Below are 17,522 nucleotides of genomic sequence, written 5' to 3' on the forward strand. Positions count from 1 at the left end.
GTGGGCTCGGAGATGTGTATAAGAGACAGATATAATGTAGGGTGGGTAGAGCGAGAGCGAAACCCACCAAAACCATCTAAAAGTGGTGGGTTTCGCTCTCGCTCTACCCACCCTACAAAGGCTACATACAAAGGAAAGGAGCTTAGGGGGGTATATTAGATGATTTATGTTTTAGTACTTAAAGCAGCTTGTAATGCCCGCAATGCGATTCCTCTATGGCTAAGTTGATTTTTTACTTCTGATGCTAATTCTGCTGAGGAGCATTTATGAGTAGGCACATAAAAGTATGGATCATAACCAAAACCATTTTCTCCTCGTGGCTGTTCTAAAATTATTCCTTCCCAACTTCCTTGAAAAATCATTGGCATAGGATCATTCGCATGACGCATATAGACAATTACACAATGATAACGCGCTGTACGTTTTGCTGTTGGTATTCCGGTTAATTTTTCTAATAATAATTGATTATTTTGTTCGTCGCTGGCACCAACACCGGCAAATCGAGCTGAATAAATTCCCGGTGCGCCTTTTAGTGCATCAACTTCTATACCAGAATCATCTGACATCGCTGGTAAACCAGTATGTTGGGCGGCATTACGTGCTTTAATCAGGGCATTTTCAACAAAACTTAGTCCAGTTTCTTCAACATCAGGTACATTAAACTGACTTTGTGGAGTAACTTCAAAATTAAATTCGGCTAAAATTTGAGCAAATTCACGTAATTTACCGGCATTGCCGCTAGCTAAAACAATTTTTTTCATAATAATTAAAATGGTACGTCATCATCAAAATTTTGAGTTGGTGCTGGTGCCGCTGCTGGTGCCGCTGCTGGTGGAGACTGAGGAGCTGCTTGCTGTTGCTGTGGTGGAGCATAATTTGTTTGTTGGGGAGCTTGTGCTTGATAATTATCTCCTGCTCCAGTTTTAGGACCATCTAACATTTGCATTTCACGAGCCATAATTTTAGTTGTGTAGCGTTCTACACCATTTTGATCTTGCCATTTTTCTGTACGCAAATTACCTTCCACATAAATTTTTGAACCACTATGCAAATATTGTTTAACAATTTCAGCAAGTTGTTTAAAAAACACTACTTTATGCCATTCAGTACGTTCTTGGCGTTGCCCTGTTTGTTTATCTGTCCAAGAATCGTTTGTAGCAAGACTGATATTGACTACAGCTACGCCTGCTGCTGTATAACGTACATCAGGTTCATTGCCTAAAATTCCTATTAAAATGACCTTGTTGATTCCTTTTGACATATTTTTATCTCTTTGTAATATTTTTCATAGTCAGTGCGAATATTAACCATATAAAAATTAATAATGCACAAATAATAAACACTGTTTCAATTCCATAATATTGATGCAAAAAACCGCCGCTTATTCCACCTAAAAAAGCACCAAGAAATTGGGCGGTTGAATAAACACCCATTGCTGTACCTTTACTATCAGTTGGAGTTAATTTACTAATTAAAGACGGCAGACTTGCTTCTAATACATTAAATGCAGTAAAAAATAAGAATAACATTATAACAATTCCTATGAAATTAGTATGTAAATAGCTAAAGCCTAATTGCGATAAAGCCAATATGGCTATAGCTGTTAGAAATACTAATTTCATATGATTATATTTTTCTGCTAATATGATACAAGGCACCATTGCAACAATAGATAATGATAATACCGGTATATAAACTTGCCAAACTGCATCAACCTGTGTAGCTAAGCGAATTGGTAATACTACAAATAACGCGGTTAAGCTAAAATGTAATAACAAAATTCCAATATCTAGGCGTAATAATTGAGTATTTTTCAATACAGCTTTAAAACTGGTTTTAATTATAGAATTACAATTAATTGGTTCTGGCACCCAATAATATAATATTGCAATACCAGATATTGCTAATGCCGCTGTTAGCCAGAAAATGCCTGATATTCCAATCCAATTATAAAATATTGGACCAATAATTAGTGCTAAAATAAATGACATTCCAATACTAACGCCTAAAGTTGCCATTGCTTTAGTGCGATCTTCTTCAGTACTGAGATCGGCTGTAAGTGCTAAAACTGTTGAAGCAATTGCACCGCTGCCTTGTAAAGCACGACCAATAATAATGCCGGTAATTGAAGAAGATAGGGCAGCAACTACACTGCCGATTGCAAATATCAATAATCCAAAATAAATTATTGGTTTACGACCAATACGATCTGATAACATTCCAAATGGAATTTGCAAAATCGCCTGAGTTAAACCATAAATGCCGATTGCTAGCCCTATTAAGAGAGGAGTTATATTAGGTAATTGTTGCGCATACAAGGAAAAAATCGGGAATATCATAAATAAGCCTAACATTCGCATTGATAAAATGCTGGCTAATGCGACAATATGGTTTTTTATGGTCATAAGTCTATAGTAAATTAAAAGACTGTTATTTTATCATAATCTTAGGTTCCTTGCTACGACGATATAAAATAGTAATATTACCGATTAATTGTATTAATGTAGCGTTACTTGCCTGACAAATTTCATTGCTAAGAGCGCGTCGTTCATCCTTACTAGCTCCAGCAATACGAATTTTAATTAATTCATGATGTTCTAAAGCACGATCCAATTCTGTTAGAATGTTATCGTTTATACCTTTATCACCAATCATCACTACAGGTTTTAAGTGATGAGCCATACTACGAAGTTTACGAATTTGTTGAGTAGTTAATGTCATAATTATGGAAATTTATAAAAAATTTAATATAGAAGCAGCACACCATTTACCAAATGTACCAGATGGTCATAAATGTAAACGTTTACATGGGCATTCATTTCAAGTTACTATTCATGTTTGTGATCAAGTAGATCAAGACAAGGGTTGGGTAATTGATTTTGCTGATATTAAGGCTGCCTTTAAGCCTTTATATGATCAATTAGATCATCATTATTTAAATGAGGTAGAGGGATTAGAGAATCCTACTAGTGAGAATTTAGCGCGTTGGATTTGGCAACATTTAAAACCCAAATTACCAACATTATGCCAAATTACGATTCAAGAAACTTGTACTAGTGGCTGTGTTTATCGAGGAGATAATCAGTAGCCTCAACTAAAGCCGCTATCATTTCTGGATCAGCCGCTAAATGACCACCTGTGGATATTATTTTTAGTTGGCTATTGGGCCAATTTTGTGCTAATGAATAGGCATTTTCTAATGGACAAACTAAGTCGCGTTGCCCATGAATGATAATTGCTGGCTTATCTTTGATTTTATGCAGATTGTTTAATATCTGATTTTCTTCTATAAAGAAATCGTTGATTAAGTAATGAACTTCAATTTTAGTTCCATGTGAAACTTCGGTGGGTGCTGGAAATTGTCCATAGCTAACTATACAAGAACTCCATGTTTCCCAAGCTAATGTTGCAGCTTTGTCATTATTAGTTAATGCTTTATAATAATATTTTATAGGGTCTTGGTTTTTTGGAACCAGTTGCATAAAGGCGTTCCATTGTTGAGGAAATATACGATTTACGCCTCCATCCTTATAAAACCAATCAAAATCGCGTTGTCTTGCTAAAAATACTCCACGTAAAATTAGTCCTAATACATTCTCTGGATATTGTTGAGCATATAATAAACCTAAAGTTGCACCCCAAGAACCACCAAAAATTAGCCAAGTTTCAATTTTTAATTGTTGCCTAATAGTTTCCATATCAGCCAACAAATGTTGAGTAGTATTATTTTCAAGGCTAGCGGTAGGTTTTGAACGCCCAGCACCGCGCTGATCAAATAATATAATTCGATAACGATTTGGATCAAAAAAACAACGATGATGAGGTTTACAATTTGATCCCGGTCCACCATGTAAATAGATAACCGGTATTCCATTAGGATTACCTGATTCTTCTACCATTAATATGTGCTGATTGTCAACAGCCATATTGTGAGTAATATAAGGTTCTATTTCTGGATATAATGTTTTCATTTTAATTTCTCAATTCTATAAATGTTTAAACGAACCATACTAAAACAAATAACATATTAGAGTCAAATTGAACAAGTTCATATTTCATCTATTGTTTATTCTGAATTATGCTATGAAATAGAATTAGGAGAACAACATTTAATGGAAAGAAGATCGAAACAACTGAATGACTTTATAAGTCTATTAACAATTCCTGATTTGAAATTGGTACTAAACTTGGAATTATTACGCCTTAGTTTTAATATATAATAGCTAATATGTTAGAGCTTAACTTATACACTCCAAACAAAATACAAAAGATTCTCAGTCAACGTATTAAGCGTTTACGTTTAATTAATGAATGGACTCAAACGTGGTAAGCTGGGTTAGCTTATTGAGCGCAGCGAAATAACGTAACCCAGCAATTTAATTTATTTCTTGGCTATTAGTTGGTGAATATTTTTTATAAATAGTGCTGTTGTCCATTGTTGCCCAATCAATTGGAAAAAAGAGGAATATTGCCAGTCCCTGACTCTTGTTACATAACCATGTTTGACAGGATTATAGTGAATGTAATTAAAATGATAGAGATAGAGCTAATTGCTGGGTTACGTTATTTCGCTGTGCTCAATAAGCTAACCCAGCCTACATTATGTGTCGAAATTAACCCAGCTTACCGCGTTGCGGTAATTTAAGTGATTAGAGTTGGTATTGTGACCATTAGCGAAACAAGAATATATAAGCCAAATAATTTTAGTGCTATAGCCGAATTGTTTTAGTTGTCATCCTACAGGATTTTTTAAATTCAAAATTCTATGTTCTATAACTTTCAAAGCTGCTTTATTTTTTACTTTTCTTTGCAGTTTATCTAAACGTCTTGAACCTATTCTTTTATCTGAGGCTTTAAGAATATTTGTTAATCCCCAGAAGTCATTCTCGAATATTTGATGAAATAACTTATCTTTGGGAGTGTCAATATATTGCTGATATATCAGTGCAATATGGAAACCAGTCACTTCTACTAGGATGAGGTTTATCAATGAAGTTTTTCGGATAATCCCAAATAATTTCTTTTTCTAAAGTAATCCAATATCTAGGTATATCTGTACTTCCCATATTTGATTGCATTCGATATATGCTAGAATGTAGTTGTAGATTTATCCCACTGGCTCTAAGAAGATAATACTCTTTTTGTAATCGGATTAATGTTGTGGTGGGTTTTATTTTTTATCTTTGCTCATGACTTTATGTACCGAATGCATGGAAAATTGTTTAAGCTGTCAGTCGAAAAGTTGTTGCATAACATCAATTTTTAAGCCTTCCTAACAGTTCAAGTCGCAATTTAATATATAATATATTAGCTATTAACATCAAAAACAATATATAATAGCTAATATGTTAGAGCTTAACTTATACACTCCAAATAAAATACAAAAACTTCTAAGTCAACGTATTAAGCGTTTACGTTTAATTAATGAATGGACTCAAATTGAATTGGCTGAGCGTTCTGGTATTAGTCTCGCATCTTTAAAACGTTTTGAATCTACTGGTAAAATTTCTCTGGAAAGATTATTACTTTTGGCATGGACTTTTGGGCGTTTAGATGAATTTACTTCTTTACTTGAAGAACCTGAGATTATGACATTGGCTGATGTCAGAAAATTGGAAAACAAACGTCAACGAGGAAAACGTAGAAATGGAAATTGAGGTTCGTTTTCATGATTATAAAACTGTTGGTCATTTAATTAATTATAAAAAACAAATACTTTTTGAATATTCTCCTGAGTTTATTAAAACTGGTTTAGCCTTATCTCCTTTTTATTTGCCTAATAAAAGTGGTGTATTTATCGAAAAAGAGCGTATTTTTTCTGGATTATATGGCTTATTTAATGATTCATTGCCTGATGGTTGGGGATTATTATTGATGAATCGCGCTTTTCGACAATTAGGTATCAGAACTATTACACCATTAGAGCGTTTATCTTATATGGGTACACGTACAATGGGAGCATTAACTTATCATCCCGTCCAATTTCAGTGTGATATTTTATCTGAATTCAAATTACATTTATTAGCAGAAAAAAGTTTGCAAATATTAAGCGGTACATCTGAAGAAGTTTTTCCAGAATTACAATACCTTGGAAGCTCATCAGGCGGAGCTAGACCAAAAGTTTTAGTTGCATTAGATCAAAATAATAATGTTATTAGTGGAGTAGATAAATTAGCGGCAGGTTATGAACATTTTTTAGTGAAATTTTCACAAACTGATGATTTAGAAGACGCTGGAGCTATAGAATATGTCTATTCATTAATGGCAAAACAAGCTGGTATTGAGATGCCAGAAACACGTTTAATTACAGCAGAAAATCAGCAAAGGTATTTTGCAATTAAACGTTTTGATAGAGATGGAGATCAGCGTATTCATACTCACACATTAGGAGGATTGATTCATGCAGATCATCGTATTCCAGCTTGTGATTATGAAACTTACTTACAAGTCACGAAAATTTTAACTCAAGATAATAAAGAAATTAAACAAGCATTTAAACGAATGTTATTTAATATTTTTGCTCATAATCGAGATGATCATGTGAAAAATTTTTCCTTTATGCTCAATGAAAAATGGCAACTCACACCAGCTTATGATTTGATGCCAACTCAAGGAATGGCAGGAGAACATTCAATGAGTATCAATGGCAAAGGCAAAAATCCGAATTTAAAAGACTTACAAATACTGGCAGAACAATATAATATAAGCAATTTGATGGAAATGATAGAACAAGTAAAACAAGCAGTGTCACAATGGCGACATTTAGCGCAACAGTATGAAATTAAAACTGTTATTATTGATAATGTAGAAGAATTAATACAAAAATGATCAATGTTTAAACTAAGCATATTAACAGCAAGTAGGCAAAACTACAGATACTAGACACCGGTTAGGTAAATTATTTTTCTTGTTTACAGACATAAATTTTTGGCATCAAAGATTTAAACAGCATTTATGGCGGACGAATAATAGAACATTTAGTTGGTCAAGAATTACTTGCTAACCAACATTCCACATTATTTAATGCCTAAGTAGATCATAATTATGCGGTACGCCTGTATGCTGGAGATTTAAAAGTTGATACTGCTACTACCATAGCAGGAAAAGAATATCGCTTATTAAATCTGCCATATTTTCTGGCAGGTAAGATGACAATGTATTTGGATTGGTTTGTAGAAAGTTGAATTATCAAGGTTCTAGTATTTTGAATTTGCGTTAATATAATAAAATGCGTATCACATCAAAACAACTACAAGCAATTAAACAAACGATTCATAATTTTGATCCACAGGCATTAATTTATTTATTTGGCTCAAGAGTTGATGATAATAAAAAAGGTGGAGATATTGATTTATTAGTATTCTCGCAACATTTAGATTTTAGAATGCAAAGAAAAATCAAGATTAAACTTTATGAACTGATTGGTGAACAAAAAATTGATTTAATTATTGCTAAAGATAATTCTAAACCTTTTATTCAATTAGCTCTTCAACAAGCAGTATTATTATGAATTCAATAAGAATTAGAATTAATGAATAAGGCAACAGAATATTTATGTACAACATTATTGCCCATTAATTTTTAACTCTGTAGAACGTGTACATCAATATTGTGAAAGGTATTCAAGATAATCAGTAAAAAAATTGTCTGAATCAAAATTTACAGAATTTAAGAATTTTCAGAATATCAGGAATTCAAAGCGATACGCAGTCACGTAGCGAAGCGAAGTAAGCTTTGGTTGAACTCCAGTTTTTAACGACGAAAAACAGTATTATAAAATATTTTTGCACGTAAATTATATGTGTCAGCATGTTTTGCATGTCCAATCCAGCTTTGTACGCTCGGATTGAAGTCTTCCCAATCTATTTTACCTTGAGCGTAAGCTTTCGCAAAACCACGCAATTTACGGAAAAAACGATGCCCATTGTCATTTCGTAAGCAACGGTGATTAGGAAATACTAAGTAGCCTAATACATCTAAACCTCTACGAGTTGGTGCAATGTGGCGTTTACGAGGGTGAAGATGTAAGTGGTTATTCGCTAAGTATTCTTGTATTTGGATTCTTAGTTCGTGTAAGCGGTTTTTATCATCGTCAAGTATGATAAAATCATCGACATAGCGCAAATATGGATGAATTCTAAGTTGTTCTTTTATGTAATGATCAAAGTCATCTAGGTATAAATTCGCTAAAAATTGGCTGGTTAAATTGCCAATTGGTAGCCCAGTGTTTGGTGCTGTATCAATAATTTTATCTATTAATTTTAATACATTGCTATCTTTTATCCGTTGGCTAATTTTGTCTTTTAACAATATACGATCAATTGAAGGGAAATATTTGCTAATATCCATTTTTAGTGCGTAACGATAACGTTTTGCCCATGTTTGATAACGATCAATAGCTTTATGTACGCCTTTGTTTTTGCGACAGGCATAGGAATCATAGATAAATTGTTTATCTAGTGGTGGTTCAATGATGTTAATTAATGCGTGATGAACTACGCGATCTCGAAATGGTGCCGCTGCAATAATTCGTGGTTTACGTTCATAAATTGTGAATAGTCGATAGTCGCCCGGTTGATAGTTAGCTTCAATAAGTTGTCGTTGTAAGGTGAATAATTCGGATTCTAAATTTAAGCTAAATTGAGCCACTGATGTTTTTCATTAATTTCGCACCATGCTTATAACGTTGCTGAGAAATAACTTGAAGTTCAAAGGCTAATCTCCATAAATGACGGGTGATTTCTAATTGCCGGTTGGTGCGAATAAGAATATTCCTTCTTTGTTTAGTGTAACAGGCTTCTACTAAATTTTCTAGGATTGATAGTAGGTTATTTTCTAGTCGTTCCCCTAATGTAAACCGGCGTGTGCGTGGAAATTTATCAAGTAAAGGAATTAACCATAAAATTAAGTTGTGACAATCTTGTACTACTTTAGGCAGTTGAGTATCCATATATATATATTATAATGTTTGTCATTCCGACGATAGGAGGAATCTTAAGATCCCTCCTATCGTCGGGATGACAAGTCCTCTCGTCGGAATGATAAAAGTGATGAATTTTGAAGATTAGTGCGTATATTATGACAGTACCAAAAAAAATAATCGACCGATATTGTGAATTAAAGCAAGAAGCTCCTGATTGTATTTTGTTAATGCAAGTTGGTATCTTTATGAAAGTTATGAATGATGATGTAGAAATTGTTTCTAAATTAACTGGTTTGAAACGACAAGTCACTGGTGATCCTGATAATCCTACTATTACAGGTGGTTTTCCTGAATCTGGGATAAATAAATATGTAGGATGTTTAGTTCGTGCCGGTTATTCAGTTGCCATCGCTTTTCAAGATGGAACTACTAAGGAGCGATATATTAAAGAAATCATTCGATTGCAAAAATAGTTTGTGATATAATATTTTCCTTTAAGGGAATCCACCGATCCGTTTGTCCCTTCGCGGCGGCTCGTGGAACAACAACGCGAGGAACGTGCGCTCGGCTAACCGCAACAGGAACAAGCCGACGAACCGCAACAACAACGTGGGCTTCCGGGTCTCCAGTATACCTTTTTTCTCAGAGTGGTTATTTTTACGGAAATAATCAGCGTAGGTTTAGGTAGCCATGAGTGGATTTCCTAGTCTCGCAAGGATGGGATGGCTGAATAGTTTTGTCTTGGATGACAGATTTCGGGGCTAGTAAGGCAACTGAACGTCCTGAAATCACTTTTTTTGACCCTTCTTGCATACAATAACAACTGTTATATAATGGTTATTTATACCAAAAATTCGCGCCGTGCGACGCACGGCCAATCCCACCTCAAAATAAATTCAAATCAACATTCCACACATATCTGTATATATTATATTAAATAAAAAATAAAATTACAACATATATATATATGGAATATTAAATAAAAAATTAAAAATAAAAAAATATAAAAAGGGTAAAAGGGATAAAGTAAAAAGGGTTATAGCCTGGAGACCCGGAAGCCCACGATGCTGCCGCGGTTCGTCGGCTCGTCCCTGACGCGGGTAGCCGAGCGCACGTACCCCGCGAAGTCGTTCCACGAGCCGCCGCGAAGGGACAAACGTCTATCATTATTGGCATTATTTTTGCTTAAACAAACAGCTTCTTTACCGTTATATGGATTTGCCCATTCTGAGCAAGTCCACTCCCATAAATTACCTGAAGTATCATATAAACCAAATTGATTAGCAGCAAAAGACCCTACATCTGAAGTATATTCAAAACTATCTCCACAATGATCATTATCACAATTAGCCTTATTTGTACCAATCTCATTACCCCACCAATATTTAGTCTCCGTACCAGCCCTAGCTGCATATTCCCATTCTGCCTCAGTAGGTAAGCGATATTGTTTACCAGTTTGATCACTAAGCCATTCTGTATAAGCAGTAGCATCATTCCAAGAAACATTAATCACCGGACGATTAGCACGCCCCCAGCCTTTATCATCAGGCTTATCTCTACCAGTAGCATCAGCAAACTTATCATATTCAGCAAAGGTGACTTCAAATTTCCCCATAGCAAACTGCCCCACAAAAACAGAATGCACTGGCTGTTCATTACTATCACCACCACCTTGAATATCACCCATTCTAAAACTACCAGCAGGGATCATAACCATTTCTGGAGCAGAACTACCATCCTTTAAAGTATCACTAAAAGTAGAGCCAGCAGTTGGAATATAAGTACCAACCACACCAAAAATACTAACACCAGCGCGAATATTTTCAGGCTTTAAATTAGGATCAGTCTTAGCACTAGCAGTACCAGTTTGTAAACCCCAATTACCATCAGTTAAACCCCAATACTCCTTACCAGCAGCAACTTCATTTGGACTAACGCCCACTGCACTCTTAGCAGGGGCTTTATCCAGAATATCATTTAAAGAACAACCAGTTGGAGCTGGACCACTTGGAGGAGACTGAAAAGTTCTTTTTTCTCCAGCGGCACCAGAATCTAAACGTTTACAAATATCCCAAATGCTGTACATAGCACTGCCGATATTATCAGATGGAGCTGGTGGCTCTAATGGAGCTGCTAAGCTTATGCTTGGGATTAGTATTGTTAATAGTATGGTTTTTTTAATTTGCATATTGCACCTCTTGGTATTATAATTAAAATTGTCTGAATCAGGATTTGCAGGATTTAAGAATTTACAGAATATGCCAGAATAATAATTAATCCTGTAAATCCTAAAATTCTGTAAATTCTGATTCAAACAATTTGCATATTACACTTTTTAATTAATTACTTCAAGTTATTATGAAATATTATCAACAAGGTTTAGCATGAAGTGAAAATCTTGGCTCTGAACTAAATCTAAGCATTGATTGTAAAGAATTTCATTTGCGTTAAAAATTATCTGATTCATAGTATAATGAAAATTTAATTTTACTACCATTGATAATATGCAGACTATTACACTTACCCAACCAGATGATTGGCATTTGCATTTACGCGATGGTGTCAACATGGCATCAGTAGTTGCCGCCACGGCTCGTTGCTTTGCTCGCGCTATCATTATGCCTAATTTAAAACCACCAATTACAACCGTAAATCAAGCAATTGCTTATAAAAAACAAATAGTTAATATAGACAATAACTTTAAACCCTTAATGACACTTTATCTCACAGATAATACATCAGTAGATGAAATTGTCAAATTAAAAGATTTTCCTGATATAGTAGCTGTAAAATATTATCCTGCTGGTGCTACTACTAATTCTGATAGTGGTGTCACAGATTTAGCTAAAGTCTGGCAAGTACTTGAAGCTATGCAAAAATATGATATTCCATTATTAATACATGGCGAAGTTACAGCGGCAACTACTGATGTCTTTGATCGCGAAAAACTATTTATTGAATCTGTACTGGATCCATTAATAGAAAATTTTCCTGAACTTAGAATAGTATTAGAACATATTACCACACAAGAAGCAGTTGAATATGTAACTAGTAGAAACAACAAGCTAGCGGCAACAATTACTGCACATCATTTATTAATGAATCGCAATGATTTATTCACAGGCGGTATTCGCCCACATCATTACTGTTTACCAGTTTTAAAACGTGAAACTCATCGTCAAGCCTTATTAAAAGCCGCTACTAGCGGCAACCCTAAATTTTTCTTAGGCACTGATAGCGCACCTCATGCTATCTCAAGTAAAGAAACTAGCTGTGGTTGTGCAGGAATTTATAGTGCGCCTGCCGCTATAGAATTATATGCTGAAGCTTTTGAACAAGTACAAGCTTTAGATAAATTAGAAGCTTTTGCCAGCTTTTATGGTGCAGATTTTTATCATCTAACTCGTAATACGGAGAAAATTACCTTGAAAAAACACACTTGGAAAATGCCAAGTCATTTTGAATTTGGAACACAGAAAGTTGTACCAATACGAGCAGAACAAGAAATTTACTGGCAATTGGCAAAATAATGGCGAAGAAAAGACAATCACAAATAGCAAGACGCTTTCGAGGTTTTTTACCAGTAGTAGTTGACGTTGAAACAACAGGTTTAAATCCAGAACGTCATGCCATATTAGAAATTGCCGTGGTATTATTAAAAGTCAATTCACAAGGTATCTGGCAATCAGATAAAACCATTTTTTGTCATGTAACTCCATTTAAAGATGCTGAATTTGATGAAGAATCATTAAAATTTTTAGGAATTGATCCTTATCATCCTTTTAGATTCGCGTTGACAGAAGAAAGAGCTTTAAAAAAAATCTTCTCTCCAATACAACAAGCAGTAAAAGAACATGACTGTTCACGTGCAATTTTAGTTGGTCATAATCCTATGTTTGATTTAAGTTTTATTCAAGCGGCTAGTGATCGTCATGAGATAAAAATGCCTTTTCATAAATTTAGCACTTTTGATACAGCAACATTAGGAGGATTAGCTTATGGGCAAACAGTATTAGCAAAAGCGGTAAAAGCGGCAGGTTTTCGCTGGGAAGCTAAAGAAGCTCACTCCGCCATTTATGACGCTGAACGTACAGCCGATTTATTTTGTAATATAGTTAATATGTGGAATAACCGATAGCTTATAACTACAAGGATTGTTTATATGCAATCCTTGTAGTTTATCTATGATTAAGCAAATACATCACGTAAGACTTCTGGACGTTTTTTAGCCAAAATTAATAGAGAATGAGCAGCACCTGTCTGTTCTGAAACACCTAATAGCTCAGCAAACTTAACTTGAGAAAATCCAACTTTATGTCGAGCATCTACTACCAACGGGGCTTCAACTGTGAAACGTTTACCTCCCCCTGATTTAATCTCACGCACCCCATCTAACACTTCTTGCCAAATATCACGATTTTCTTCATTCATTTTCAAATGCCTTCTTTAATTTAAAGTTTGGATCAATTCAGGAATAATTTTTGCTCATAAGTAAAACCGATATCTATTTAAATCTCTTATTAGGAAAAATTATTAATATGAATAAAATATTAAAACTAACAGCAACCAGTGTATTACTAACTGGTATGAGCTTCACTCAACCATTATTGGCAGAGGATACTGTTAAACGTGCTGGCAGTTTAAAAGAAGAAGTTACACAATTTTTAACAAAACAATTCAGTTTTACTGTACAACATCGCATTAATCGCGATAAACCATTACCTGAAGAAACTCTGGTTTTTCCAATTAAAAAAATAAAAGATCAGCCCGGTATTATCTTAGATAAATTTAGAGAAAGCTTTTTAAAACATGTAGATAAATCTTCTAAAGAAGTTGTCAATATTACGTCTGCAATTGACATATATTTGCCAAATAGATTAAGTCGCGGTATTGGTCATTTACCTACCATATTTATGATAACTAAATTAAATAGCGATGGTAGTGCTAACAGCAGATTATTCATGCCTGAAAAGAAACGTGAAATGAAACATTCTTATCGCGATGACAGCAAAAAGGCAACTGTATATTGGAAAGGTTTAAATGGAAAACTTAGTTTCAGCAAAGGATTTGAATCTGTTACTACCCAATTAAATTTTCTAGGTATTACTCTGAATACCGAAAAAGGCTCATCTTTTTCATGGGCTGCAAGCACATTAAATGGTACTTTTAATCACAACTTAACTCCTAAAAATATGGAATGGAGTTTACCAGAATTGAAAGTTAATTATGCTGGTAAAGTTATTAATTTGATAGGAATGCTTGGTAAACTTAATCTAGTTGAAATTGAAAATGGCTTAAAAATTGGTAATTTAGATTTTAAAGTGAAACAAGCGAACTTCAAAGATGAAAAAACTGAAAGCAAATTTGATAATTTATCATTCAAACTAAATAGCGAACTAAAAGATGATGTAATCAATATTGCTATACAAGAACAAATTGAAAACTTGCTATTACCCGGTAAAGACACTCCAATCAACTATGCTGCTAATGTAAATATTAATAATATAGATGCAAAAACTATTTATGAAATACAAGAAACCATGCGTACATTACGCACAGTAGAAGATGATCATGCAAAATTAAGTATTTTACTAGGTAAATTGATCCAAGTTGTTCCACAATTTTTAGCCAGATCACCTGAAATTGTAGTAACTAACTTTAATATCACAACACCAAAAGGTAATATAAAAGCAAATGCCTCAATCAATATTGATGGTAAAAAAGCCTTAACCTTAACACCTTCAGTATTATTATCTTCTATAGGAGCGCAAATGAATTTTACTGAAATTAGTAAATATTTAGTCAAAAGAGCGTTAATGGATAAAGCTCTTCATGATTTAAGTGCAGAAAAATCAGCAGATGTAGAAAAATTAGCAACAGCTAACAGTGAAGCCGCTTTGAAAAAATATATGGCAGAAAATTGGTTAGTTGATCTTGATGACAAAAACTTTAAATTAACTATCCAATTTAAAGATAATAAACTTATTGTTAATGGTAAAGAAAAAGAAATTTCTTTATTTTAAATATCCGATTTTAAACCTGACAGGTTTTTAAAACCTGTCAGGTTTGTTGTTTCCATCTAAAAATCCCCTCGCTAACAATATCAATATATTATATATGTGATATAATTAGTAATTATTTACTAATTACCCAAAGGAGATTTTTCAAATGAATATTAGACTAGCTTGTTTAGCAATAGTATTATTCTATAATCATAATGTCGTAGCAGAAGAAGAACATAATTATATACAAGGATTTGCTCTTCAACATCGTATTAATCACGATAAATTTTTAGCTAAAAAAGAATTTGTAGGTGATTGGATGGTATTGTTGAAAAATTTTAAAGATGACATTATCTCAACTCATTTAAAACAGCCTAGCAAATCACAAACTATTGACACTGTTCTTGAGATTATCCTATCTGAAGATATTACCCAAAAAATCACTCCTATGGTTTTTATTAGAACCAAAATTAATGCTGCTGGAGAAGCAAGTAGTATTTTAGGATTCCCTCCTTTTAACTTTCAAGACAAAGAAAAGACGGTTTTAGATTGGAAAGGTTTTACCGGTAAATTAACTTTTGCTAAAAATCAAGACAATTTAACTGTTGATTTCAAAATTCCATATCTGTTACTTAATACTGAAAAACAATTTTTATTATTTGATAAATTGCATTTAAATGCTCTCTTTGATCCAGATTTAATTGTTGATAAGCTAGATTTAATTTGGAAACAATTCAGACATCGTGATGAAAATGGCGAATTGGATGTACATGATCTAAAATTTAATCTTCAAGTTGAGAAGCAAGAAGTTAATATAACTAATGCTACTTTAAATGTAAAAAAAATTTTAATTAATGATGGTTTCTTTAACTCCTCATTAACAGATTTAGGATTAACAGCTCAAGGTAAAATAGATAATGGAGTTGTGAATTATAAAATTAACACTCATATTGCGAAGTCATTCAGTAATACTAAATTTACACCAAATGAACCAGTTATAATTAATTATCAAGCTGATTTTGAATTTAACCGTATAAATATTGATGCTGTATTAGATTGGCAATCTATGGTACGCGATTTACAAAAACAACGCCAAACTGGTATTATTTCTAAGCAAATGCTAACAATGGGCAAAGTATTTCAATTGAATGAAGTGTTGCCAATGTTATTAGAAAAATCTCCTGAATTTGCAATCACAAAACTCCGTTTAAGCAGTAATAATGAGATATTGCAGGCAACAGCCTCAATTGGTTTTGATGAAGAAGTAATATTTTCTTTAGATGATACTAGTAATTTATTACCAGCATTACAAAGTCAAGTTGATTTAACTGTTAGCAAAAAGTTGTTGCAGCAATTAATAGAACCAAAAATATTAGAAAATCTAGTTCAAGAAGTAACTAAACCAAACATACAAAAATTAAGAAAACAAGCTAAAATAAAAACACAAGAACAAATTCAATCCTATATAAAGAATCGATGGTTATTAGAACTGGATAATGATATATATAAATTAACCGCTAATTTATATGATGGAGAATTACAAGTAAATGGGCAAGAAAAAGATTTATTTTTTTCTAGTATAGAACTTTTAGCTCCGCCATCTATAGATGAAGACTTAGAACTAGATGACGAAGACAAAATTTAATTTTCAATACTAATCAAAGTTTGAAGGCAATGCTCTTCGCCGGGAGCTAATATAATAGCGTCATCGCCTATATTAGTAGTTTCTACGCAGAGCATGTTTAAATAGCCTTCATAACCAAAATCACCGAAACGCGCTGCTGTTTCTACCCAAGGATTCCATACCACAGTAGATTTACTACCAGCTTTAGCAATACGAATCTTGCGGTTAAAACCGGGATCTTCAATTACACAATCAGCAGTAGTGTCAAGATAAACCCGGTTGGTTTCACCGCTTATTGTTATCTTTCCACTTTGTTGCTTGCGTTGCCAATTATCTGCTGCATCAAGATATTCACAATTTTCTAAACCATCTACTGTCACCTGCCTAACATCACTGACGTTAAAGTAGCTATGTAATCCTTGAGTTAAAGTAAAACTTTCATTGCCAGTATTACGAGTCATTAACTCAATTTTTAATTCAGAACCAATTGTAATTGTTAATAATGCTTGAAATTTATAGGGCCATAACTTTATTGTATTCTCATTAGCTTTTAAGCCAAAGTTAATCTGTGTTGCCCCATTTTCAAGTGCTTTAGTTCCTTTCACTATCCACGGAGTAATTCGTGCAAAACCATGTGCAGGTTTAGTTGAATCTGTCGGGTGAATTCCAAACCACGGCCAACAAATGGGAATACCACCGCGAATCGCCTTATTGGCATCCATTGGCATAAAATCACTTAACCAAAGTAATGGTTCTTGATTTTGCGGAACAAAATTCATAACATGCCCGCCTTCTAAGGAAATCATTGCTTCTGCGTGATCATTTGCAATTTCAGCTACAGTCATACTGTTACGACCAGCCGTAAAAGTTAAATGATTATCAATAGAAAAAATTTCTTTGATAGTTTGTAAAACCGTCAGACGATTTTTAAAGGCATGTAAACTGATTGTACTCATCTGATTTCCTAAATATT

General features: G+C 33.7%; 21 protein-coding genes. 10 read left to right on the forward strand and 11 right to left on the reverse strand.

What is annotated here, in order from left to right:
• Positions 1–164: 164 nt before the first annotated feature.
• The 4 genes from rdgB to yhbY are packed head-to-tail and all read right to left on the reverse strand — an operon-like array spanning position 165 to position 2,721.
• Positions 165–761, reverse strand: coding sequence for an RdgB/HAM1 family non-canonical purine NTP pyrophosphatase (gene rdgB / locus BHU68_RS14940; RefSeq protein WP_069472321.1), 597 nt, complete (start codon positions 759–761; stop codon positions 165–167).
• Between the two features lie 5 nt (positions 762–766).
• Complete coding sequence (gene ssb / locus BHU68_RS14945; protein WP_069472322.1) at positions 767–1,261, reverse strand: single-stranded DNA-binding protein; 495 nt, start codon at positions 1,259–1,261, stop codon at positions 767–769.
• A 4-nt stretch (positions 1,262–1,265) separates the two neighbouring features.
• Complete coding sequence (locus BHU68_RS14950) at positions 1,266–2,405, reverse strand: MFS transporter (protein WP_069472323.1); 1,140 nt, start codon at positions 2,403–2,405, stop codon at positions 1,266–1,268.
• A 25-nt stretch (positions 2,406–2,430) separates the two neighbouring features.
• Positions 2,431–2,721, reverse strand: coding sequence for a ribosome assembly RNA-binding protein YhbY (gene yhbY, locus BHU68_RS14955; protein WP_069472324.1), 291 nt, complete (start codon positions 2,719–2,721; stop codon positions 2,431–2,433).
• 4 nt (positions 2,722–2,725) lie between these two features.
• Between yhbY and queD the strand changes: the two genes are divergently transcribed.
• A complete protein-coding gene (gene queD / locus BHU68_RS14960) occupies positions 2,726–3,088 on the forward strand; it encodes a 6-carboxytetrahydropterin synthase QueD (RefSeq protein WP_069472325.1) in 363 nt (120 codons plus the stop codon).
• Here queD and pip read toward each other — a convergent pair.
• A complete protein-coding gene (pip, locus tag BHU68_RS14965; RefSeq protein WP_069472326.1) occupies positions 3,054–3,971 on the reverse strand; it encodes a prolyl aminopeptidase in 918 nt (305 codons plus the stop codon). The genes queD and pip overlap by 35 nt on opposite strands.
• A gap of 761 nt (positions 3,972–4,732) precedes the next feature.
• The gene (locus BHU68_RS17795; protein ID WP_216092664.1) at positions 4,733–4,990 is read right to left on the reverse strand and encodes a hypothetical protein; all 258 of its coding nucleotides are present in this window, start codon (positions 4,988–4,990) and stop codon (positions 4,733–4,735) included.
• Positions 4,991–5,146: 156 nt separating this feature from the next.
• Here BHU68_RS17795 and BHU68_RS18455 point away from each other — a divergent pair, with 156 nt between their 5' ends.
• From BHU68_RS18455 to BHU68_RS14985, 4 genes are all read left to right on the forward strand, one after another.
• Complete coding sequence (locus BHU68_RS18455) at positions 5,147–5,266, forward strand: DUF6868 family protein (RefSeq protein WP_445082188.1); 120 nt, start codon at positions 5,147–5,149, stop codon at positions 5,264–5,266.
• A gap of 79 nt (positions 5,267–5,345) precedes the next feature.
• Positions 5,346–5,657 (forward strand): helix-turn-helix domain-containing protein, encoded by a 312-nt coding sequence (locus BHU68_RS14975; RefSeq protein WP_069473743.1) that lies wholly within the window; start codon positions 5,346–5,348, stop codon positions 5,655–5,657.
• Positions 5,647–6,828, forward strand: coding sequence for a type II toxin-antitoxin system HipA family toxin (locus tag BHU68_RS14980; RefSeq protein WP_171899533.1), 1,182 nt, complete (start codon positions 5,647–5,649; stop codon positions 6,826–6,828). Before BHU68_RS14975 ends, BHU68_RS14980 begins: the two co-directional genes overlap by 11 nt.
• A 400-nt stretch (positions 6,829–7,228) precedes the next feature.
• Positions 7,229–7,510 carry a nucleotidyltransferase domain-containing protein gene (locus BHU68_RS14985; RefSeq protein WP_069472329.1) on the forward strand — a complete coding sequence of 94 codons (282 nt, stop codon included), beginning with the start codon at positions 7,229–7,231 and terminating at the stop codon, positions 7,508–7,510.
• Positions 7,511–7,752: 242 nt separating this feature from the next.
• On the opposite strand, the gene BHU68_RS14990 is transcribed toward BHU68_RS14985, so the two are convergent.
• Together BHU68_RS14990 and BHU68_RS14995 are read right to left on the reverse strand one after the other, a co-directional pair.
• Positions 7,753–8,649 carry a reverse transcriptase domain-containing protein gene (locus BHU68_RS14990; RefSeq protein WP_069472330.1) on the reverse strand — a complete coding sequence of 299 codons (897 nt, stop codon included), beginning with the start codon at positions 8,647–8,649 and terminating at the stop codon, positions 7,753–7,755.
• A complete protein-coding gene (locus BHU68_RS14995) occupies positions 8,636–8,950 on the reverse strand; it encodes a four helix bundle protein (protein WP_069472331.1) in 315 nt (104 codons plus the stop codon). Before BHU68_RS14995 ends, BHU68_RS14990 begins: the two co-directional genes overlap by 14 nt.
• 128 nt (positions 8,951–9,078) lie before the next feature.
• Here BHU68_RS14995 and BHU68_RS15000 point away from each other — a divergent pair, with 128 nt between their 5' ends.
• Positions 9,079–9,396, forward strand: coding sequence for a hypothetical protein (locus tag BHU68_RS15000; protein WP_069472332.1), 318 nt, complete (start codon positions 9,079–9,081; stop codon positions 9,394–9,396).
• A gap of 563 nt (positions 9,397–9,959) precedes the next feature.
• Here BHU68_RS15000 and BHU68_RS15005 read toward each other — a convergent pair.
• Positions 9,960–11,111, reverse strand: coding sequence for a formylglycine-generating enzyme family protein (locus BHU68_RS15005; protein WP_083235024.1), 1,152 nt, complete (start codon positions 11,109–11,111; stop codon positions 9,960–9,962).
• A gap of 316 nt (positions 11,112–11,427) precedes the next feature.
• Between BHU68_RS15005 and pyrC the strand changes: the two genes are divergently transcribed.
• Together pyrC and rnt are read left to right on the forward strand one after the other, a co-directional pair.
• Positions 11,428–12,453, forward strand: a complete 1,026-nt coding sequence (gene pyrC, locus BHU68_RS15010; protein ID WP_069472333.1) for a dihydroorotase — start codon at positions 11,428–11,430, stop codon at positions 12,451–12,453.
• A complete protein-coding gene (gene rnt, locus BHU68_RS15015; RefSeq protein WP_069472334.1) occupies positions 12,453–13,061 on the forward strand; it encodes a ribonuclease T in 609 nt (202 codons plus the stop codon). Before pyrC ends, rnt begins: the two co-directional genes overlap by 1 nt.
• A 50-nt stretch (positions 13,062–13,111) precedes the next feature.
• Here rnt and BHU68_RS15020 read toward each other — a convergent pair whose 3' ends face one another.
• Positions 13,112–13,354: a helix-turn-helix domain-containing protein gene (locus tag BHU68_RS15020; RefSeq protein WP_069472335.1), complete on the reverse strand. Its 243-nt coding sequence runs from the start codon at positions 13,352–13,354 to the stop codon at positions 13,112–13,114.
• A gap of 107 nt (positions 13,355–13,461) precedes the next feature.
• Here BHU68_RS15020 and BHU68_RS15025 point away from each other — a divergent pair, with 107 nt between their 5' ends.
• Both BHU68_RS15025 and BHU68_RS15030 read left to right on the forward strand, forming a co-directional pair.
• The gene (locus BHU68_RS15025; protein WP_069472336.1) at positions 13,462–14,946 is read left to right on the forward strand and encodes a DUF945 family protein; all 1,485 of its coding nucleotides are present in this window, start codon (positions 13,462–13,464) and stop codon (positions 14,944–14,946) included.
• 145 nt (positions 14,947–15,091) lie between these two features.
• Positions 15,092–16,570 (forward strand): DUF945 family protein, encoded by a 1,479-nt coding sequence (locus BHU68_RS15030; protein ID WP_069472337.1) that lies wholly within the window; start codon positions 15,092–15,094, stop codon positions 16,568–16,570.
• Here BHU68_RS15030 and BHU68_RS15035 read toward each other — a convergent pair.
• Positions 16,567–17,505, reverse strand: coding sequence for a D-hexose-6-phosphate mutarotase (locus tag BHU68_RS15035; RefSeq protein WP_069472338.1), 939 nt, complete (start codon positions 17,503–17,505; stop codon positions 16,567–16,569). The genes BHU68_RS15030 and BHU68_RS15035 overlap by 4 nt on opposite strands.
• Positions 17,506–17,522: the final 17 nt, after the last annotated feature.

Source organism: Candidatus Marithrix sp. Canyon 246 (genome assembly GCF_001723685.1).
Taxonomy (GTDB): Bacteria; Pseudomonadota; Gammaproteobacteria; order Beggiatoales; family Beggiatoaceae; genus Marithrix.